Source organism: Luteibacter yeojuensis (assembly GCF_000964085.1).
In the GTDB taxonomy this organism is placed as follows: Bacteria; Pseudomonadota; Gammaproteobacteria; order Xanthomonadales; family Rhodanobacteraceae; genus Luteibacter; species Luteibacter yeojuensis_A.
Map to the genome: position 1 here is coordinate 70,693 of NZ_JZRB01000011.1, position 17,643 is coordinate 88,335.

Annotated in this window: 11 protein-coding genes; 5 read left to right on the forward strand and 6 right to left on the reverse strand. The window is 67.1% G+C overall.

Annotation, left to right across the window (positions count from 1 at the left end):
* Positions 1 to 17: 17 nt before the first annotated feature.
* The 5 genes from mfd to VI08_RS06030 all read right to left on the reverse strand — a co-directional run bounded on the left by mfd (position 18) and on the right by VI08_RS06030 (position 6,803).
* Positions 18 to 3,467, reverse strand: a complete 3,450-nt coding sequence (mfd, locus tag VI08_RS06010) for a transcription-repair coupling factor (protein ID WP_045828646.1) — start codon at positions 3,465 to 3,467, stop codon at positions 18 to 20.
* A 172-nt stretch (positions 3,468 to 3,639) separates the two neighbouring features.
* The gene (locus VI08_RS06015) at positions 3,640 to 4,548 is read right to left on the reverse strand and encodes a cation diffusion facilitator family transporter (protein ID WP_045828647.1); all 909 of its coding nucleotides are present in this window, start codon (positions 4,546 to 4,548) and stop codon (positions 3,640 to 3,642) included.
* A 33-nt stretch (positions 4,549 to 4,581) separates the two neighbouring features.
* Positions 4,582 to 5,088: a Slp family lipoprotein gene (locus VI08_RS06020; protein WP_045828648.1), complete on the reverse strand. Its 507-nt coding sequence runs from the start codon at positions 5,086 to 5,088 to the stop codon at positions 4,582 to 4,584.
* Positions 5,089 to 5,116: 28 nt separating this feature from the next.
* Positions 5,117 to 6,022, reverse strand: a complete 906-nt coding sequence (locus tag VI08_RS06025; RefSeq protein WP_045828649.1) for a 23S rRNA (adenine(2030)-N(6))-methyltransferase RlmJ — start codon at positions 6,020 to 6,022, stop codon at positions 5,117 to 5,119.
* A 148-nt stretch (positions 6,023 to 6,170) separates the two neighbouring features.
* Positions 6,171 to 6,803: an NAD(P)-dependent oxidoreductase gene (locus VI08_RS06030; RefSeq protein WP_045828650.1), complete on the reverse strand. Its 633-nt coding sequence runs from the start codon at positions 6,801 to 6,803 to the stop codon at positions 6,171 to 6,173.
* A gap of 119 nt (positions 6,804 to 6,922) precedes the next feature.
* On the opposite strand from VI08_RS06030, the gene VI08_RS06035 reads away from it, so the two are divergent.
* Positions 6,923 to 7,855 carry a LysR family transcriptional regulator gene (locus VI08_RS06035; RefSeq protein ID WP_045828651.1) on the forward strand — a complete coding sequence of 311 codons (933 nt, stop codon included), beginning with the start codon at positions 6,923 to 6,925 and terminating at the stop codon, positions 7,853 to 7,855.
* Here VI08_RS06035 and VI08_RS06040 read toward each other — a convergent pair.
* On the reverse strand, positions 7,817 to 8,353 hold the full coding sequence (locus VI08_RS06040; protein ID WP_045828652.1) for a DUF6630 family protein: 537 nt from the start codon (positions 8,351 to 8,353) through the stop codon (positions 7,817 to 7,819). The two genes, VI08_RS06035 and VI08_RS06040, sit on opposite strands and share 39 nt — an antisense overlap.
* Before the next feature lie 395 nt (positions 8,354 to 8,748).
* Between VI08_RS06040 and VI08_RS06045 the strand changes: the two genes are divergently transcribed.
* The 4 genes from VI08_RS06045 (at position 8,749) to VI08_RS06060 (ending at position 17,614) form a co-directional block, all read left to right on the forward strand.
* Entirely contained in the window at positions 8,749 to 11,787 is a 3,039-nt protein-coding gene (locus tag VI08_RS06045) for a TonB-dependent receptor plug domain-containing protein (RefSeq protein WP_045828653.1), read from the forward strand.
* 478 nt (positions 11,788 to 12,265) lie between these two features.
* Positions 12,266 to 14,650 (forward strand): TonB-dependent receptor plug domain-containing protein, encoded by a 2,385-nt coding sequence (locus VI08_RS06050; RefSeq protein ID WP_045828654.1) that lies wholly within the window; start codon positions 12,266 to 12,268, stop codon positions 14,648 to 14,650.
* Between the two features lie 5 nt (positions 14,651 to 14,655).
* Positions 14,656 to 16,863 (forward strand): transferrin receptor-like dimerization domain-containing protein, encoded by a 2,208-nt coding sequence (locus VI08_RS06055; RefSeq protein ID WP_198148850.1) that lies wholly within the window; start codon positions 14,656 to 14,658, stop codon positions 16,861 to 16,863.
* Between the two features lie 88 nt (positions 16,864 to 16,951).
* Positions 16,952 to 17,614: a DUF1345 domain-containing protein gene (locus VI08_RS06060; RefSeq protein WP_232309478.1), complete on the forward strand. Its 663-nt coding sequence runs from the start codon at positions 16,952 to 16,954 to the stop codon at positions 17,612 to 17,614.
* The last annotated feature ends 29 nt before the right edge of the window (positions 17,615 to 17,643 follow it).

A 17,643-nucleotide genomic window follows, 5' to 3' on the forward strand; every position in this document is an offset into this window, starting at 1 on the left:
CGTCGCGTAATAGGGGCTCAGGACGGCCGGCGGGCGCCTAGCGACACCAGGGTTTCCTGCGCCGCGCGGATGCGCTCGGCGCTGCCGGGCAGCTCCATGATCACGCGCAGCTTGTCCTGGCCATCCATCTTGAAGATGCGCGGCTGCTGCTGGATAAGCCGGATAAGCGCCACCGGGTCGATGTCGGGCTTCTCGCGGAACGTGATGCGGCCGCCGGCCGGCCCGAAATCCACCTTGCGGATGCCCAGCGGCGTGGCCATCAGCTTCAGCTGCGCCACGGCGAACAGGCACTTGGCCTGGTCGGGCAGCAGGCCGAAGCGATCGATCATTTCCACCTGCAGCTCGCGCAGGCCCTCGTCGTCGCGCGCGCTGGCGATGCGCTTGTACAGGGTCAGGCGCGTGTGCACGTCGGGCAGGTAGTCGTCGGGGATCAGCGCCGGCAGGTGCAGCTCCACCTCGGTCTCGTGTTCCGAGGTGAGGTCGAAGTCGGGGATCTTGCCCGAGCGCAGCGCGCGTACGGCGCGGTCGAGCAGCTCGGTGTACAGGCCGAAGCCGATCTCCTGGATCTGGCCGGATTGCTCCTCGCCCAGCATCTCGCCCGCGCCGCGGATTTCGAGATCGTGCGTGGCGAGGGTGAAGCCCGCGCCCAGTTCCTCCAGCGAGGCCAGGGCCTCCAGGCGCTTCTCGGCGTCGGCGGTCATGGCCTTGCGGTCGGGCACGATCAGGTAGGCGTAAGCGCGGTGGTGCGAGCGGCCCACGCGGCCGCGCAGCTGATGCAGCTGCGCCAGGCCGAAGCGGTCGGCGCGGTTGACGATGATAGTGTTCGCCGTCGGGATGTCGATGCCCGATTCGATGATGGTGGTGGAGACCAGCACGTTGAAACGCTGGCGGTGGAAATCCGCCATGACCTGCTCGAGCTCGCGCTCGGGCATCTGGCCGTGTGCCACGCGGATGCGTGCTTCCGGGATGAGCTCGCCCAGTTCGCGCGCGCTCTTCTCGATGGTGTCCACTTCGTTGTGCAGGAAGTACACCTGGCCGCCACGGGCCAGCTCGCGCTGGATGGCCTCGCGGATGAGCGCCGGTTGCCACGTCGAAATCAGCGTGCGGACGGCGGTGCGGTGCGCGGGCGGCGTGGCGATGATGGAAAGATCGCGCAGGCCGCTCATCGCCATGTTCAGCGTGCGCGGAATGGGGGTGGCCGTGAGGGTGAGCAGGTCGACCTCGGCGCGCAGCTTCTTAAGCTGCTCTTTCTGGCGCACGCCAAAGCGCTGCTCCTCGTCGACGATGACGAGGCCGAGGTTCTTGAAGCGGATATCGGGCTGCAGCAGCTTGTGCGTGCCGACCATCACGTCCACCTGGCCATCGGCCAGCCGCTCGAGGGCGTTATCCACTTCCTTCTTCGACTTGAAGCGCGACAGCACCTCCACGCGCACCGGCCAGTCGGCGAAGCGGTCGGCGAAGTTGCGGTAGTGCTGCTGGGCGAGCAGGGTGGTGGGCACGAGCACGGCTACCTGCTTGCCGGCCGTGGCGGCGGCGAACGCGGCACGCAGCGCCACCTCGGTCTTGCCGAAGCCGACATCGCCGCACACCACGCGGTCCATGGCACGCGGCGCGGCCAGGTCGACGATGACGGCGTCGATGGCGCGCTGCTGGTCCAGGGTTTCCTCGAAGGGGAACGTGGCCGCGAATTCCTCGACCATCTGCCGGTCCACCGGCAACGCCTCGCCCTGGCGGGCCTCGCGCTGCGCGTAGATGGCCAGCAGTTCGGCGGCCACGTCGCGCACCTTCTCGGCGGCCTTCTTTCGTGCGCGTTCCCACGCATCGCCGCCCAGCGAGTGCAGCGGTGCCAGCTCGGGCGCGGTGCCGGTATAGCGGCTGACCAGGCCGAGCTGGGCCACGGGCACGTAGAGCTTGTCGCCCTTGGCGTACTCGATGGTGAGGAACTCGCCCGGCATGTCACCCACATCGAGGGTGAGCAGGCCCTGGTAGCGGCCCACGCCATGGTCGATATGGACGATGGGCGAGCCGATCTGCAGCTCGGTCAGGTCCTTGATGATGCTTTCGGGGTCGCGTGCCGCGCCAGCGCGCTTGCGCCGGTCGGTGCGGACGCGCTCGCCGAACAGCTCGCGCTCGGTGAGCACCGTGAGCGCCGGCTTGGTCAGCGCAAACCCCTGGTCGAGCGAGGCGACGGTGATGGCGAGCTTTTCATCGCCGGCGAGGAAGGCCTTCCAGCCGTCGACGTTCGCCGGCTTCATGCTGGCGCCGCCAAGCTGTTCGATCAGGGCTTCGCGGCGGCCGGCCGAATCGGCGGCGATGAGCGTACGGCCGGGGTAATGCGCCAGGAAATGGCGCAGGGCCGTGCCGGGCTCTTCGCCCTTGCGGTTGAGCGGCAGCTCGGGCGCGGGCTGCGTGCCGAGATCGACGGCATGCTCGTGGCCCTTCTCGACGACATCGATGCGGACCTGCCGGTTGAGCTGCTCGCGCAGCTGCTCGGGCGGCAGGTAGATCTCGGCGGGCGGCAGCACCGGGCGCTCGATATCGTGCGCGCGCTGGTCGTAGCGGTCACCCACCTGCTGCCAGAACGCGGCGGCGGATTCGAGCACGCCTTCACCCAGCACGAACAGCGCGTTATCGGCGATGTACTCGAACAGCGTCTCGGTCTTGGGGAAAAACAGCGGCAGGTAGTACTCGATGCCGCCGGGCGTGACGCCTTCCTTCATGTCCTGGTACAGCGGGCAACGGCGCACGTCGATGGGGAAGCGATCGCGCAGGGCGTTGCGGAACGCCTTGGCCGCCTCGTCGGTGACGGGGAATTCGCGGGCGGGCAGCAGGTCGACGCCTTCCACCTGCTGCTGCGAGCGCTGGGTCTCGGTGTCGAACGTGCGGATCGACTCGATCTCGTCGTCGAACAGCTCGATGCGGTAGGGCTCGCGCGCGCCCATGGCGTAGATGTCGATGAGCGCGCCGCGCACGGCGAAGTCGCCGGGCTCGGTCACCTGCGGCACGTTGCGGTAGCCAGCGGCTTCCAGGCGGCGCTGCTCCGCGCTGATGTCGAGCTTCTGCCCCTTGCGCAGCACCAGGCCCGCGCCGGTGATGTGCGTGCGCGGGGCGATGCGCTGCATCAGCGTGGCCACGGGCACCACCAGCACGCCGCGTTTCACCGCGGGCAGGCGGTACAGCGTGGCGATGCGCTGCGAGACCACCTCGGGGTGCGGGCTGAACACGTCGTAGGGCAGGGTTTCCCAATCGGGGAAGTGCAGCACCGGCAGCTCGCCGGCGAAGACGCCCAGTTCGCTTTCGAGGTTGTCGGCGCTGCGGGTATCGCGCACCACCACCACGAGCAGGCCATCGTGCGCCCGGGCCGCCTCGGCCACCTCGAGGGCCCAGGACGAGCCGTGGGGCACGGCCCAGTAGCGGCGGGTCTTGGCGTTGACGGGAAGCGGCGGGCTCGGGAGCGTGGCGGGCATGGGCTAGGCGGGGGTCTTCGGCGTGGCTAGCCCGCTATTGTACAGCCCGGCCGTTAGCGCTCCGTAGGCTTATCGCGCGCAAGCGCGCTCCCGCCAGAGCGGGGGTGGGAGGTGGGAAGTGGGGGCGGCACACCGGGAGTGCGCCCCCACTTCCCATCCCCCATCCCCGCTCTTAATCCGCGTAATCCGGCTCAAAGAAGCTCCAGCGCACATCCTTGAAATGCGCCTTGAAATCGGCCTCGACGATGTTGATGGCCTCGACCATCGCCCGCGCGGTGGGCGTGGGGGCCATCCTGGCCTTGGTGGCCACCATGACATCGGTGCCCATCTGCAGGGTAAGCACGTTGTAGACCTGGTCGATCTCGGGGCGGGCTTCGAGGAAGGCCACCATCTCGGCCTTGCGGCGCGGTTCCACGCCCTGGCCGATCAGCAGCGCCTTCACCTCGCGCGCCACGGCCACCGCCACGACGATGAGCAGCACGCCGATGCCGATGGTGCCGATGGCGTCGTAGATGAGGTTGCCCGTGAGCATGGTGAGCAGGATGGCGAGGAGGGCGAGGCACAGGCCGATCAGCGCGGCCAGGTCCTCACCGAAGATGACCAGCAGCTCGCTGGCGCGCGTCTCGCGGAACCACTGCCACAGCGGCTGCTCGCCACGGGCCTTGTTCACTTCCTGCATGCAGCCATGCATCGACACGCCCTCGGTGACGATGGAGAACACCAGCACGCCCACGGCCAGCCACGGCCAGCTCAGCGGCTCGGCGTGCGTGAGCTTGTGCACGCCCTCGTACACCGAGAACATGCCGCCCACGCTGAAGAGCAGGATGGCGACGAGGAACGACCAGAAATACAGCGCGCGCCCCCAGCCCAGTGGGTAATCCGGCGAGGGTGGCCTCTGTGCCTGGCGCATGCCAAGCAGTAGCAGGCCCTGGTTGCCGCAATCGGCCAGTGAATGGACCGCCTCGGCCATCATGGCCCCGGAGCCGGTGAAGATGGCCGCGACGAGCTTGGCGACGAAGATGGCGAAATTGGCGCCAAGCGCGAGGAAGATCGCGCGCTTGGAATCGGCGTGGCCTGACATCGTGGTTCCTGCTCCCTGTGAAGTCGCAGGATCTTACCGGATGACGCCGACACCCACACCGAAGTTGATGTTGGGGTGGCCGCCCTGCATCTCCTTGGCTGTCCAAACGTGCGACTGGCCCACGGATACCAGCGGGAAGGTGTAGCTGGCCTGCCCGACATTGCCCGTGCGCGTGCCGTTGAGGCGGCCCGAGACGGTGATGAGGCCGCCGGCGGGGAAGTCGAGGCTTTCGACATACCCCGGCATGGCGGCGATGAAGCGGCCGCTGCCGGTGTCATCGGCCTTGGGCCGCTGCGAACTATCCAGCGGATAGGCCAGCACCTCGACCTCGCTGTGGTCGGCGTAGTTCTTCACCTGCACGATGCGGCCGCCCCAGATCACGTCCGAGGTGCCGTAGCGCTCGGGTTGGCGGGCCACCTGGGCGGGTGGCACCGCGACGGTGCTGGGCGTGGCCTTGTAGATGGGCGCCGGCGCGCAGGCGGCGAGCGCAAGGGTGAGGACGGCGGCAGGGGCGGCTAGACGGACGATGGACGGGCGCATGAGTCGACTCCTGGCGTGTGGCCTCACATTACCTCCTTGGTACCGAACGCGATGGATGCGCCACGTGTACGGGAGCCGGATCCTTGCCTTCCTCCACCAGCCAAGTCAGCCTGTATTCGGCTTCGGCCGGCTGGCCGAGGAGTTTTGGCAGCGCCCTCAGGCTGTCGCGGAGCGCGTCATCGAGCTTCCACGGGGCGTTCACGATGACCATCCCCGTGCCGTTGAGGCGCGACGGGCTATCGTCCTTGTGCAGCAGCAACTCGGCCGCCAGCACCCGTTTCGCGCCGCTCTTCGTGGCCAGCCAGCGATGGAATGGCTGCACATGGCTGCGCAGCTTGATGGGATACCACACGGCGAAGATACCCGTGGGCCAGCGTTCCATGGCGGCCTTCAGCGCTTTTTCGATGATGCGGAACTCGGCCTCCTGCTGCTCGAAGGGCGGGTCGATGAGCACCAGGCCGCGCTTCTCCTTCGGCGGTACCAGCGCCTTCATGGCCTCGTAGCCGTCGCGGTGGTGCACGTGGACGCGGCTGTCGTGGTGGAACAGCTGGCGAAGGTTGGCGGCTTCCTCGGGGTGCAGCTCGCACAGCTGGGCCGAGTCGCCGTCGCGCATGAGGTGCGCGGCGATCCAGGGCGAGCCGGGGTAGAAGCGGAAGCTGTCGTCGCCCTCGTTGCAGGCCTTGACCGTCTCCAGCCACTTCCACAGCAACGGGGGCAGGCCGGTGGCGGCCTTGAGGGCCGTGACACCCTCGTCGGCCTCGCCCGTCTTGCGGGCTTCGTTGCCGCGCAGGTCGTAACGGCCGCTGCCGGCGTGCGTATCGATGTAGCAGAACGGCGTGGCCTTCTGCTTCAGCGCGTCGATGAGGGCCACGAGCACCATGTGCTTCATGACATCGGCGAAATTGCCGGCGTGGTAGGCATGGCGATAATTCATGCGCGAAGTATACCCGCCACGCATCCGGCTCATGTAGGAGCGCGCTTGCGCGCGACGCCTTTCGCGAAGGAGCCACAGGGCCTGTTGCGTCCGGCGAAAACATGTCGCGCGCAGGCGCGCTCCTACAAGGGCTGCCCCGCCCAGCGGATCAGTACGCCAACGTGATGCGCTTGCGCGGCGCGTCGCCCTTTTCGATGCGGTCGAGCAGGCCGATGGCGTAATCCGCCTGCGAGATGCGGCTGTTGCCCTCGGCGTCGACCAGCAGCTGGTCGCCACCGACGCGGAACACCCCCGTGCGCTCGCCCGGTTCGATCAGGGCGGCAGGGCTGACGAAGGTCCAGTCGATGTCGGCCGTGCTGGCGCGGAACACCTCCAGCGCCCGCACCATGCCCATGGCCGAGGGCTTCCACGCGGCCGGGAAATGCGCATCGTCGATGACGCGCTTGCCCGGGGCCACTTCGAGGGAACCCGCGCCACCCACCCACGCGAAGCGGCGGACACCGGCCTTCGCCAGCGTCTCGAGCAGCACCTCGGCCTGCTTCGGCACGTTATCGGGGTTGGGGTCGTTGACACTGGCGATGGCCGCTTCGGCCCCCGCCAGCGCACCCTCGTAACTGCTCGGCGCAAGGATGTCGCCCTGGGTGACCTTGAGGTTGGCGTGCTTCGTGGTGACCTTCGCGGGGTCGCGAACGATGGCGGTGACATGGTGGCCTCGGTCGAGCGCCTCCTGGAGGATGACCTTGCCGATGTTGCCAATGGCGCCGAACAGCACGATGTTCATGGGGTGGGCCTTATCGAAGTCGATGGATGGCCGTTAGCATGCGCCTTCCATCGTTGCGTAAACATGCCCTGCCAGGTAATTCATCGTAAAGTCTGGCTTTACGATCAAGGCGCCCACCCATGGCCAGCGACATCAACCTCAACCGCCTCGCGGTCTTCGTCACGCTGGTGCGGGCGGGTTCGTTCACCGCCGCGGCCGAGCAACTGGGCACCACCAAGGCCATGGTGAGCCAGCACCTGGCGAAGCTCGAAGAGGAACTGGGCATGACCCTGGTGCTGCGAAGCACCCGGCGCATGTCGCTCACCGACGCCGGCCAGTTCTTCTACGAGGATTGCGCGCGCGTGGTGGCCGATGCCGAGGCCGCCATCACCCGGCTGGGCGAATGCCGCGACACACCGATGGGTAGCCTGCGCATCGCGGCGGCCGGCGACCACGGCCCGTTCATCGTCGCGCCAGCCCTGGCCGAGTACATCCGGCTTTATCCGCAGGTAAAACCCGAGCTGGTGGTGGGCGACGCCATCGTCGACCTCATCGCCGACCGTTTCGATGTCGCCATCCGCATCGGCTGGCTGCGCGACTCGTCGCTGCGCTCGACCAGGCTCGCCGACGTGCGGCAGTGCCTGGTGGCCACGCCGGGGTACCTCGCCACGCACGGCACGCCGGGTACACCCGGCGAACTCGCCACGCACCGTTGGGTGGCGCTGACCGTGTTGCCGTCGCCGACGCGCTGGACGTTCACCGACGTGGCCGGCATGAAGACGGCCGTGCAAGTCGAGGCGGCGGCCCAGGCCAACAGCGTGCTCGCGGTGCATGCGCTGGCGATGGCCGGCGTGGGCATCACCGTGCTGCCCGACTACATGGCCCGCGACGACCTGGCGGCGGGGCGGCTGGTGCCCTTGCTGCGCGACCACGCGCTGCCCATGGGCGGCGTCTATGCCGTATACGCCGGGCAGCCCACGGTGAAGGTGCGCGCCTTCATCGACCTGCTGAAGACGCGCATGGCCGCGCCGGCGTCACATCACCTGGTTGCCGAGCCGCAGGTTGATGCCTAGGGCGGTGGCCACCACGCGCATCTGCTCGTCATCGCGGCTTGACGTGATCCAGCCGGCGTAGACATCGTCCTCGTCGGCTTCGCGCGACCACAGCGTATAGCCGCGTTCGTTCAACGAATCGAAGGCGCGCGAGAATATCTCCGGCCCGTCCACCTCTTCGTGGAACTCGTCATCGCCAGGGTCGCCGCCCCAGTCGATCTCGACATCGCTCCAGCGCGAGACCAGCTCGTTGATGGCATCCACGAGCGCACGCGTGTCGTCGGCATCCACCTCGAAGCCCGAGCGCCAGTCGGTTACTTGCGCCACGAGGCGCACGGGGTCGTCCTCGCCTTCGTCTTCCACGGCGTCGCGGTACTGGGCGAACTGCTGCATCGCGCCGTCTTCATCGCCCGGGTTGATGAGCAGCAGCAGGTGCCAGACATGCGACTCGACGGTGTCGTCGCCGTCCTCGTCGTCGTGGTCGCGTTCGGTGTCGTAGTCGTCGTCGTAGTGACTCATGGCGGCGCAGGCGTGGGGAAGGGCGGGAGATGATCGCACAGCACCGCTGCAGCCTACCGATGAAAACGATTTCGCCCGGCCTGCCTCGGCCCGTACGGCCGCATATCAGAAAAATTCTTATCCTGACAGTAACTTAGGAAAAAATATCGACGAATCATAGCGAGTTATAGGATCTTGCGAACTAACTGTCACGGCAGCTATGAGTTCCTGCGATCTCCCCGATTGACGCGGAAAAAATGTAAGTTTTATGTTCGGCTCGCCGCGGGGCCTTGCCCGCGGTGGCACGTGGTTCCCAGCCGTCTGCGGACGCTCGGGGAGAGGGTGTACGACTCAGGGACGGCGGGAAGTTCTCCACGTAATTTCAGACCCAACCGGGTCACTCGGGGAGCCGTTCAATGAATTCTCGCAACATCCGAAAGGCGCAGTTCCTGCGCCGGTCCGCGCTGGCGTTCGCCCTCGCGGCCAGCCTCGGGGGCACGGGCACCGTGCTCGCCCAGGCCACCACCGGCACCATCTTCGGCCAGGCGGCGCCTGGCTCCACCATCCAGGTCGCCGGTTCCAACGGCGTCACCCGCGAAGTACCCGTGGGGCAGGATGGCCGTTACCGCGTCGGCAACCTGCCGGTCGGCGGCAGCTACACGGTCAACGTGATGCAGAACGGGCAGGTCACCGACTCGCGCAAGAACGTACCGCTGACGGTCGGCGCCGGTTCCGAGGTGTCATTCGTCGGCGCGGCCACCGCCGCCAACGCCCAGTCGCTCGAATCGGTGACGGTCAGTGCCAACGCGCTGCCGCCGATCGACGTCTCCGCGGTCGACTCGCGCACGGTCGTGACATCCGAGCAGCTGGCACGCCTGCCGCTGGGCCGCAATGCCGAAGCGATCGCCTTGCTCGCCCCTGGCGTCGTCACCGGCAACGGCGCGTTTGGCCGCACGGTGTCGTTTGGCGGCGCGGGCGTGACCGAGAACGCTTACTACATCAACGGCTACAACACCTCCGATCCGCTGCGCAACCTGGGCGGCGTCAGCCTGCCGTACGGCGCCATCGACCAGCAGGAAATCTACACGGGTGGCTACAGCGCCATGTATGGCCGTTCGGACGGCGGCGTGATTTCGCAGGTCGGCAAACGCGGCACCAACGACTGGCACTTCGGTGCACAGGTGCTGTGGGAACCCAAGTTCGCGCGCGCGACCCCGGGCAATCGTTACTTCCCGAACGCCACGTTGCCCGAGAACTACGGTTACACCGACACCACGCTGCCCGGCACGCTGTACCGCGCGCACGAGGGTGACACGCAGTGGACCCGCACGGTGAGCGCCTACGTCGGTGGCCCGCTGATCAAGGACAAGTTGTACATGTTCGTGGCGGCAGAAACCGAGAAGACCGAGGGCACCGGTACCGATAACGCCCTCTCGTCGATCGTCGCCACCACGCATTACACGTACAACCTGCCGAAGTACTACGCGAAACTGGACTGGAACATCAACGACAGCAACATCCTCGAACTGACCGGCGTCCGCTCGGTCGACGAGCAGGAAGGTTCGCTTTACGGCTACGACTACGAGACCCGCACCCACGGCGATTTCCTGGGTTCGTATGCCGACACCACCAAGCTGGCCAGCAAGTACGGCATCGCCAAGTACACCAGCTACATCACCGACGACCTGACGTTCACCGCCACCTACGGCAAGAGCCATACCGACGACATCCTGCGCAACCCGGGTAACGGTGGCGATGCGTACATCAGCGGCCGCACCAACCAGGATCCGCTCATCACGGGCGGGGACCCGCGCGTCGGCAACACCGTGACCACGCAGCAGCAGGCCCCGGATGCCAACAACAAGACGCACGGCCTGCGCGCCGACCTGGAGTGGCAGGTGGGCGACCACCACCTCACCGGTGGTATCGACAACATGTACTACAGCGCCCATAACGAGGGCGTCACCACCACGGGGCCGGGCTACCTGTGGATCTACGGCAAGGCCGGCGTGGGCAGCGAAGACGTGCCGCTGGTGCCGGGCCTTGGCGTCGGCGCCCCGGGCGGCCGCGGCTACTACGTGCAGAAGTACATCTTCCAGACCACGACGAGCATGTCGGTGACGCAGAAGGCGTACTACCTCGAAGACAAATACCAGATCACCGACAAGTTCCTTCTCACGGTCGGCGTGCGCAACGACCGCTTCAAGAACTTCAACAACTTCGGTGCCAGCTACGTCAACTCGGGCAACCAGTGGGCGCCCCGCGTCGGCTCGTCGTGGGATGTGTTTGGCGATTCGAGCTTCAAGATCTACGGCAACCTCGGCCGCTACTACCTCGCGCTGCCCAACAGCGTGGCCATCCGCGGTGCCTCGTCATCCACGTACACGCGCGAATACTTCGACTACACCGGCATCACAGCGAACGGCACGCCGACCGGCCTGACGCCGCTCGGCCCAGGCCCGGTCTCGGCCAACGGGGAATACGGCCAGGCGAACGATGCCAAGGCCATCACCGCGCGGGACCTGGATTCGCAATACCAGGACGAGGCCATCCTGGGCTTCGACAAGACGCTGGGCCCCGAGTGGGTCACCGGTGCGAAGTTCACGCTGCGCAGGCTGCAGGCGGCCATCGACGACGTGTGCGACACCGGCAGGATCGCGGACAAGCTGACGGCGGAAGGCATCGACCCGGATGGCGTCACGATCCCGGGCTGCGTCATCTTCAACCCCGGCAAGACCAATACGTTCAGCCTCGCCAACGTGGACGGTAGCGGCCGTACCGAAGTGAAGATGAGCCGCGACGACTGGGGCTTCTACCAGGGGGCGAAGCGCAAGTACTACGCGCTGGACCTCTACCTGGACCACCCGTTCGACGGCAAGTGGGCCGGCCGCATCGACTACACCTTCTCGAAGAGCTACGGCAACACGGAAGGCCAGGTGAAGTCGGATATCGGCCAGAACGACGTGTCGAAGACGCAGGACTGGGATGCCGCCGCGCTCATGGTCCACAGCAACGGCCTGCTGGCCAACGACCGCAAGCACCAGCTGAAAGCGTACGGCTCGTACCAGCTGACGCCGGAGTGGATGTTCTCCGGCAGCCTGCGGCTCACCTCGGGCGCACCGAAGTCGTGCCTTGGCTACTTCGGCCCGGGCGAGGACGACCCGATCAGCTATGGCTCGTCGTACCACACCTGCAACGGCGTGTTCTATGCACCGGGCGACCAGCGCCAGCCGTGGGTGAAGCAGCTCGACCTGGCCGTGGAGTACCGCCCGTCGTTCGCCGACCACAAGCTGGCCTTTGGCCTGCAGGTGTTCAACGTCACCAACGAGCAGAAGCCGCTGTCGACCGACGCGACGTACGAGGATAGCCCGTTCACCGTGTCGAACACGTATGGCACGGGCTCGTACTTCCAGACGCCGCGCTATGCACGCCTGACCGCCACGTACGATTTCTGATGAAACGTCGACCATAACAACAAACCGGACCACGGGATGGTCGCCAAGTGCAGACTCCCCTCGCCGCCGTTGCAAAAACGGCGGCGTTTTTTTTGAGTTGACAAATGCACGGTGCGGTGCAACAAATGGCATGCGGTGCCGCTCCAGGTGCCGCGTGCCCACTGCCATCCGCCGCCTCCGGGCGGCAACAGCCAGGCGATACACAGCCCCAGTGAACATCGACAACCACACCACGCCGAACCCCTCGATGACGTCCGCGGCCATGCCGCGATGTATCGATGCGTGCGCGTGTTGTTGTCGCCCGGGCTGATCCTGGCGTTCCACGCCGCTTAGCACGTTGACGCACCACCGACCGCGGGCCCATGCCCGCGGCGTGCCGCGCCGTCCATTCGTTTGATTTACCGCCGTCGCCAGGGGGTGCGTTCGCGCCGCCGCGGGCGGTCGTTGCCTTGTAAACACGCCAGGGGATCCCTCTCTCATGCAAGCCCGCTCCACGCGCCATCGCGCACCGCTCTTCGCCGCCGTCTCGCTCGCCCTCGCGGCCACCGCCCACGCCCAGGACGCCAGCCAGGCCAGCAACCTCGATACCGTCATCGTCACGGGCACCCGCAGCACCGAACGCACCGTCTCGAGCTCGCTGCAGCCCATCGATGTCATCACGCCGCAGCAGCTGCAACAGACCGGCGCCACCCAGCTCACCGCCGCGCTGGCGCGGCTGGTGCCGTCGCTCAGTTTCCCCCAGCCCACCACCATCAGCGGCGCCGAAGTGGCGCGGCCCGTGACGCTGCGCGGCCTCAGCCCCGACCAGGTGCTGGTGCTTATCGACGGCAAGCGGCAGCACAGTGGCGCTTTCCTCAACCTGGGCGGCGCGGTGGGGCGTGGCTCGAACCCGGTCGACCTCAACGCCATCCCGGTATCGGCCATCGAGCGCATCGAAGTGCTGCGCGACGGCCAGTCGGCGCGCTATGGCTCCGATGCCATCGGTGGCGTCATCAACGTCATCCTGAAGAAGGGCGGCGAGGGCGGCCAGGTCACGGCCAAGTTCGGCGGGTACGACGCGGGCGATGGCCTGCAGCGCCAGCTCAGCGCCGACACGGGTTTCCGCCTGGGCGACAAGGGTTCGATCCACGTGGCGATCGACACGCAAAACAACGATGGCACGAACCGGGCAGGGCGGGACCAGACCGCGGCGTCGGTGGGCACCACCTATGGCAAGAAGGTGTACTGGCTCGGCGACCCGGCCGTACAGTCGAACAAAGTCTCGCTTACCGGGCAATACGCGTTCAGCAAGGCGGCCGAGGTGTACTTCACGGCGATCTACCGCCGCGACCGTGACGAAACGGCCAGCCTGTACCGCCACCGTGGCGATTCGACCAACGTGGCATCCATCTACCCGCAGGGCTACCTGCCCGTCAGCGTGCCCATCGTCAACGACACCACGCTCACCGCGGGCCTGCGCGGCGAGCTCGGCGATGGCTGGCACTACGATGTATCGGCCACGCATGGCTCGAACGAATACGACCAGCGCAGCCATGCCATCAACGCGGACTGGTACCGCGCGTACGGGTATACGCCGTTCTTCATCCAGGGAGCCGACTACAAGACCCAGCAGCAGACCGGCAATGTCGACATCAGCAAGGAGTTCGCGCCGTCGTGGCTGCCGAACCCGGTGAGCGTGTCGTTCGGCGTCGAGTACCTGCGCCAGGCGTACAAGGTGAGCCCGGGTGACGCCGTGTCGCAGTACGGGGCCAACGGCGGCATCACGGGTGACCTGCAAGGCCACTGGCAGCGCCATGATGTGTCCGAATACGTCGACCTCGAAACCAACCTCACCGACCGCTTCGCCGTTTCGCTGGCCGGCCGCCACGAACATTACAGCGACTTCGGTGGCACCACCTCGGGCTCGCTGTCGGGCCGTTTCGATGTCACGTCGCGCGTTGCGTTGCGCGGCAGCGTCGGCACCGGCTTCCGCGCGCCAACCCTCGTGCAGCAACACTACGCCGACATCTCGTCGCAGCTGCAGGACCTGGGACAGGGCCAGGTGCTGGTGCAGTCGGGCACGTTCCCCGTCGATGCCGCCGCGGCATCGCTATTGGGCGCCGAAAAACTCAAGCCGGAAAAGTCGCGCAGTGCCACGCTGGGCCTCGTGCTGGAGCCGCTGGCGGGCTGGAACGTCAGCGTCGATGCCTACTGGATCAAGATCAACAACCGCATCAACCTGTCGTCCAATATCCCGGTGAACACGCCGGCCGTAAACGCTTACCTCCTCGCCAACGGCGTGGACGCGAACTGCCAGTCCATTCGTTACTTCACCAACGCGGTGGATACCCGCACGCGCGGGCTGGATGTCGTCAGCCAGTATGCCTTCGACTTCGCCAACGGCGACCGCCTGGCCACGACGCTGGGCTGGGCCTACAACGAGAACAAGGTGACGAAGGTGAAGGGCAACCCGGCCATCCTCGATACCCTGGGCGTGGCGGTGCAGCGCGTGGAACGCCGCGAGCGGCTGGGCCTGCTGGGCGATACCAACCCGCGTACGAAACTCGACCTGGGCCTCGATTACCTGCATGGCCGCTGGGCAGCTCATGCCAATGTGCAGCGCTACGGCAGCTACACGGTCTTCAGCAACAGCGGCACGGCGCTTGACCAGGACTTCGACCACCGCTGGACGCTGGACCTCGCCACGGATTACAACCTGGGCAACTGGACCTTCACTGCGGGGGCGGACAATGTCACCAACGCCCGGCCGGAGCAGACCAAGTATGCGAACTCCACCAGCGGCAACTTCAAGTACAGCCTGTTCTCGCCCATGAGCTGGAACGGCCGCTACTACTACGCCAGCGTCACCTACCGGTGGAAGTGATGGCCATGCGCACTTTGCTAGCGACACTGTTGGCCACCGGCGCGGCCGCTACGGCAGCGGCCCAGGATCCCGCGCCGCTGGTCGGCTTCGGCGCCACGGGCACAGCCGCCGAGCGCCAGGCGGAACAACAGGTCGATGCCTCGCTCGGCCAGTTCGACCTGGACGGCACGCTGAGGCGGCTCACCTCCGCGCCGAACCAGGTAGGTTCGCCGCACGACAAGCAGAACGCCGACGATATCGCCAGCGCGCTGCGCAGCTGGGGCTGGGAGGTGAAGATTGAACCCGTGCGCGTCCTCGTCGCCTACCCCACGACGCAGAAGCTCGCCCTCGCGGCCGGCGACCACTACGCGGCCGACTTCACCGAGCCGGCGGTGCATGGTGATCCCGATACCGCGCGCCGCGACGGTGTGCTGCCGGGCATGGAGTCGTACAGCCCCGACGGTAACGTCGATGCACCCCTGGTCTTCGTTAACGAGGGCCTTGCGAAGGACTACGACGACCTCGAGCGCTTGGGCGAATCCGTGAAAGGGAAGGTGGTGCTGGTGAAGTCCAGCGGCGCGGGCCGGTGGGTGAAGCCCCGGCTGGCCCAGCAACATGGCGCCGTGGGCGTGGTGATCTATTCCGACCCCGAGGCGGATGGCTTCCCCAAGGGCGACGTGTACCCGGCGGGCGCGTGGCGTACCGATCGCACCCTGCAGCGCGGCACGCTGGGCATCGACAGCGTGCTGGACGAGAAAGGTGCGAAGGCGCTCCAGGCCGCGCATCACACGGATGACCTATCGATCCCCGTGGTGACCATCGGCTACGGCGACGCCGCGCACTTCCTCCGCGCGCTTGGCGGCAAGGCCGTGCCACTGCGCTGGCAGGGCGGCTTGCCGCTCACTTACCACGTCGGCGGCGACGCCACCGTGCACCTCGAAGTGGCATCACCCTGGGCATGGCAAACGCTGTACAACGTCATCGGCACCTTGCGTGGCAGTACGTGGCCCGACGAATGGGTGGTGCGCGGCGTGCACCACGATGCGTGGGTCTACGGTGCGTGGGATCCGCTTGCCGGCACGACGGCCCTGCTGGCCGAAGCCGAGGCACTGGGCAAGCTGGCCGCCAGGGGCATCCGGCCGAAGCGCACGCTGGTGTTCGCGAGCTGGGATGGCGAGGAACTCGGCATCCTGGGCTCGAAGGCCTGGGCCGAGCGCCACGCAGGCGAGCTGGCGAAGCACGCGGTGTTCTATCTCAATAACGACACCACGGGCCGCGGCTTCCTCGCGGCGGGTGGCGACCCGTCGCTGGCGGCGCTGGTCGACGGGGTGGCCGCCGACCTGCGCGACCCGGAAACGGACGCCAGCGTGCAGGCGCGGCGCCTGGCCAAGCGGGCGGTGGATGCGGCGGCGAAGGGCCGGGATGCAAGCGGCGCCATCGTGCCCGAGCGGCTCGGCACGGGGTCCGACTACCTGCCGTTCGCTCACCGCTTTGGGGTACCGGCGCTGCACGTCCGCTATGGCTACGACCGCACGGGCGATGACGAGAGCGTGCCGGTGTACCACTCGCTCTACGACACCTACACGCACTACCAGCGCTTCGGCGACCCCGGGCTCGCCTACGTGCGCCTGCTGGCGCAGACCAATGCCCGCCTGGTGCTGCGCACCGCCAACGCCGACGTGCTGCCGTGGCGTTACACGCCGTTCGCCGACGCGCTGGGCAAGGACATCGACCGCCTGCAGGCCGGTGCGGAAACAGCCCACCGCGAGGCGCAGCGGCACAACGCGCTGGTGGCGGCCGATGCGTACCGGCTGGCGGCCGTGGCCTATCGCCAGCTCAAGCCACCCACGGCCGTTGACGAGGACTGGCAGCCGCTGGCGTTGGGCGCCCTGCGCGCGGCGCAACAGGCGTTGTTGGCCGCCGCCCATGCTTACGACGGTGCCGCGGCGGCGGCGGGCGACCTGCCACCCGCGAAGGCGGCGAAAGTGAACGCCGCGCTGCGCCGTTTCGCCACGGCGTGGTTGCAACCGGCCGGCCTGCCGCGGCGGCCGTGGTACCGCCACCTCCTGCAGGCGCCCGGCCGGAAGGAAGGCGAGGACGTCGCACCGCTGCCCGCCATCGGTGATGCCATCGATGCGAAAGACTGGGCGCAGGCACGGCAAGAAATAACGACCACGACGGACGCCACGCGCAAGGCCACGGGCATCTTGGTCGAAGCGACCAGGTTGCTGTAACCGCGCCTGTGGGAGCGCGCTTGCGCGCGATCGCGCGCAAGCGCGCTCCCACAGAATTTCGACAATGGCAGCCGCTATAGTCGGCCCCATGCCGACCCCCACGACGAAACCCTGGTGGCCCCGCCGCTACCTCAAAGCCCGGCCGCGGCTCCTCACGGGCGGCCTCGCCGCCGCGGTGGCCATCGCCGTCCTTGAGTTCACTGGCCTGCCGCACGCGCTGGCCTTCATGCTCGGCTTCGACTTCGGCGCGCTGGTCTATCTGGTACTCATCCTGCGCATCTTCGCCAACGCGAGCCCGGCCGCGATCCGCGACGAGGCCGCGAAGCAGGACGTGGGCCGCTGGACGACGCTGATGGCCGGCGTGGTGTTGTCCGCGACAGTGCTGGTGGCCGTCAGCACGGAACTGGAATCGGCGCAAAAAGGTGGCATTGCCGCCATCGCCATCGCCGCGGGCACCATCGTGCTGTCGTGGGCCTTCATGAACACGTTGTTCGCGCTGCACTACGCGCATGGCTTCTACGGCAACTTCGGCGACAAGCACAAGGGCCTGGATTTTCCCGGCGACGAAAAGCCCGATTACTGGGACTTCGCGTACTTCTCATTCACCATCGGCATGTGCTTCCAGGTATCCGACGTGCAGATCACCACGCGCTACCTGCGCCGCATCGCGCTGATGCACAGCGCCATCGCATTCTTCTTCAACGTGTTCATCATCGCCATTAGCGTGAACATAGCGGCAGGCAAGGCGTAAGCCTCTTGTGGGAGCGCGCTTGTGGGGTG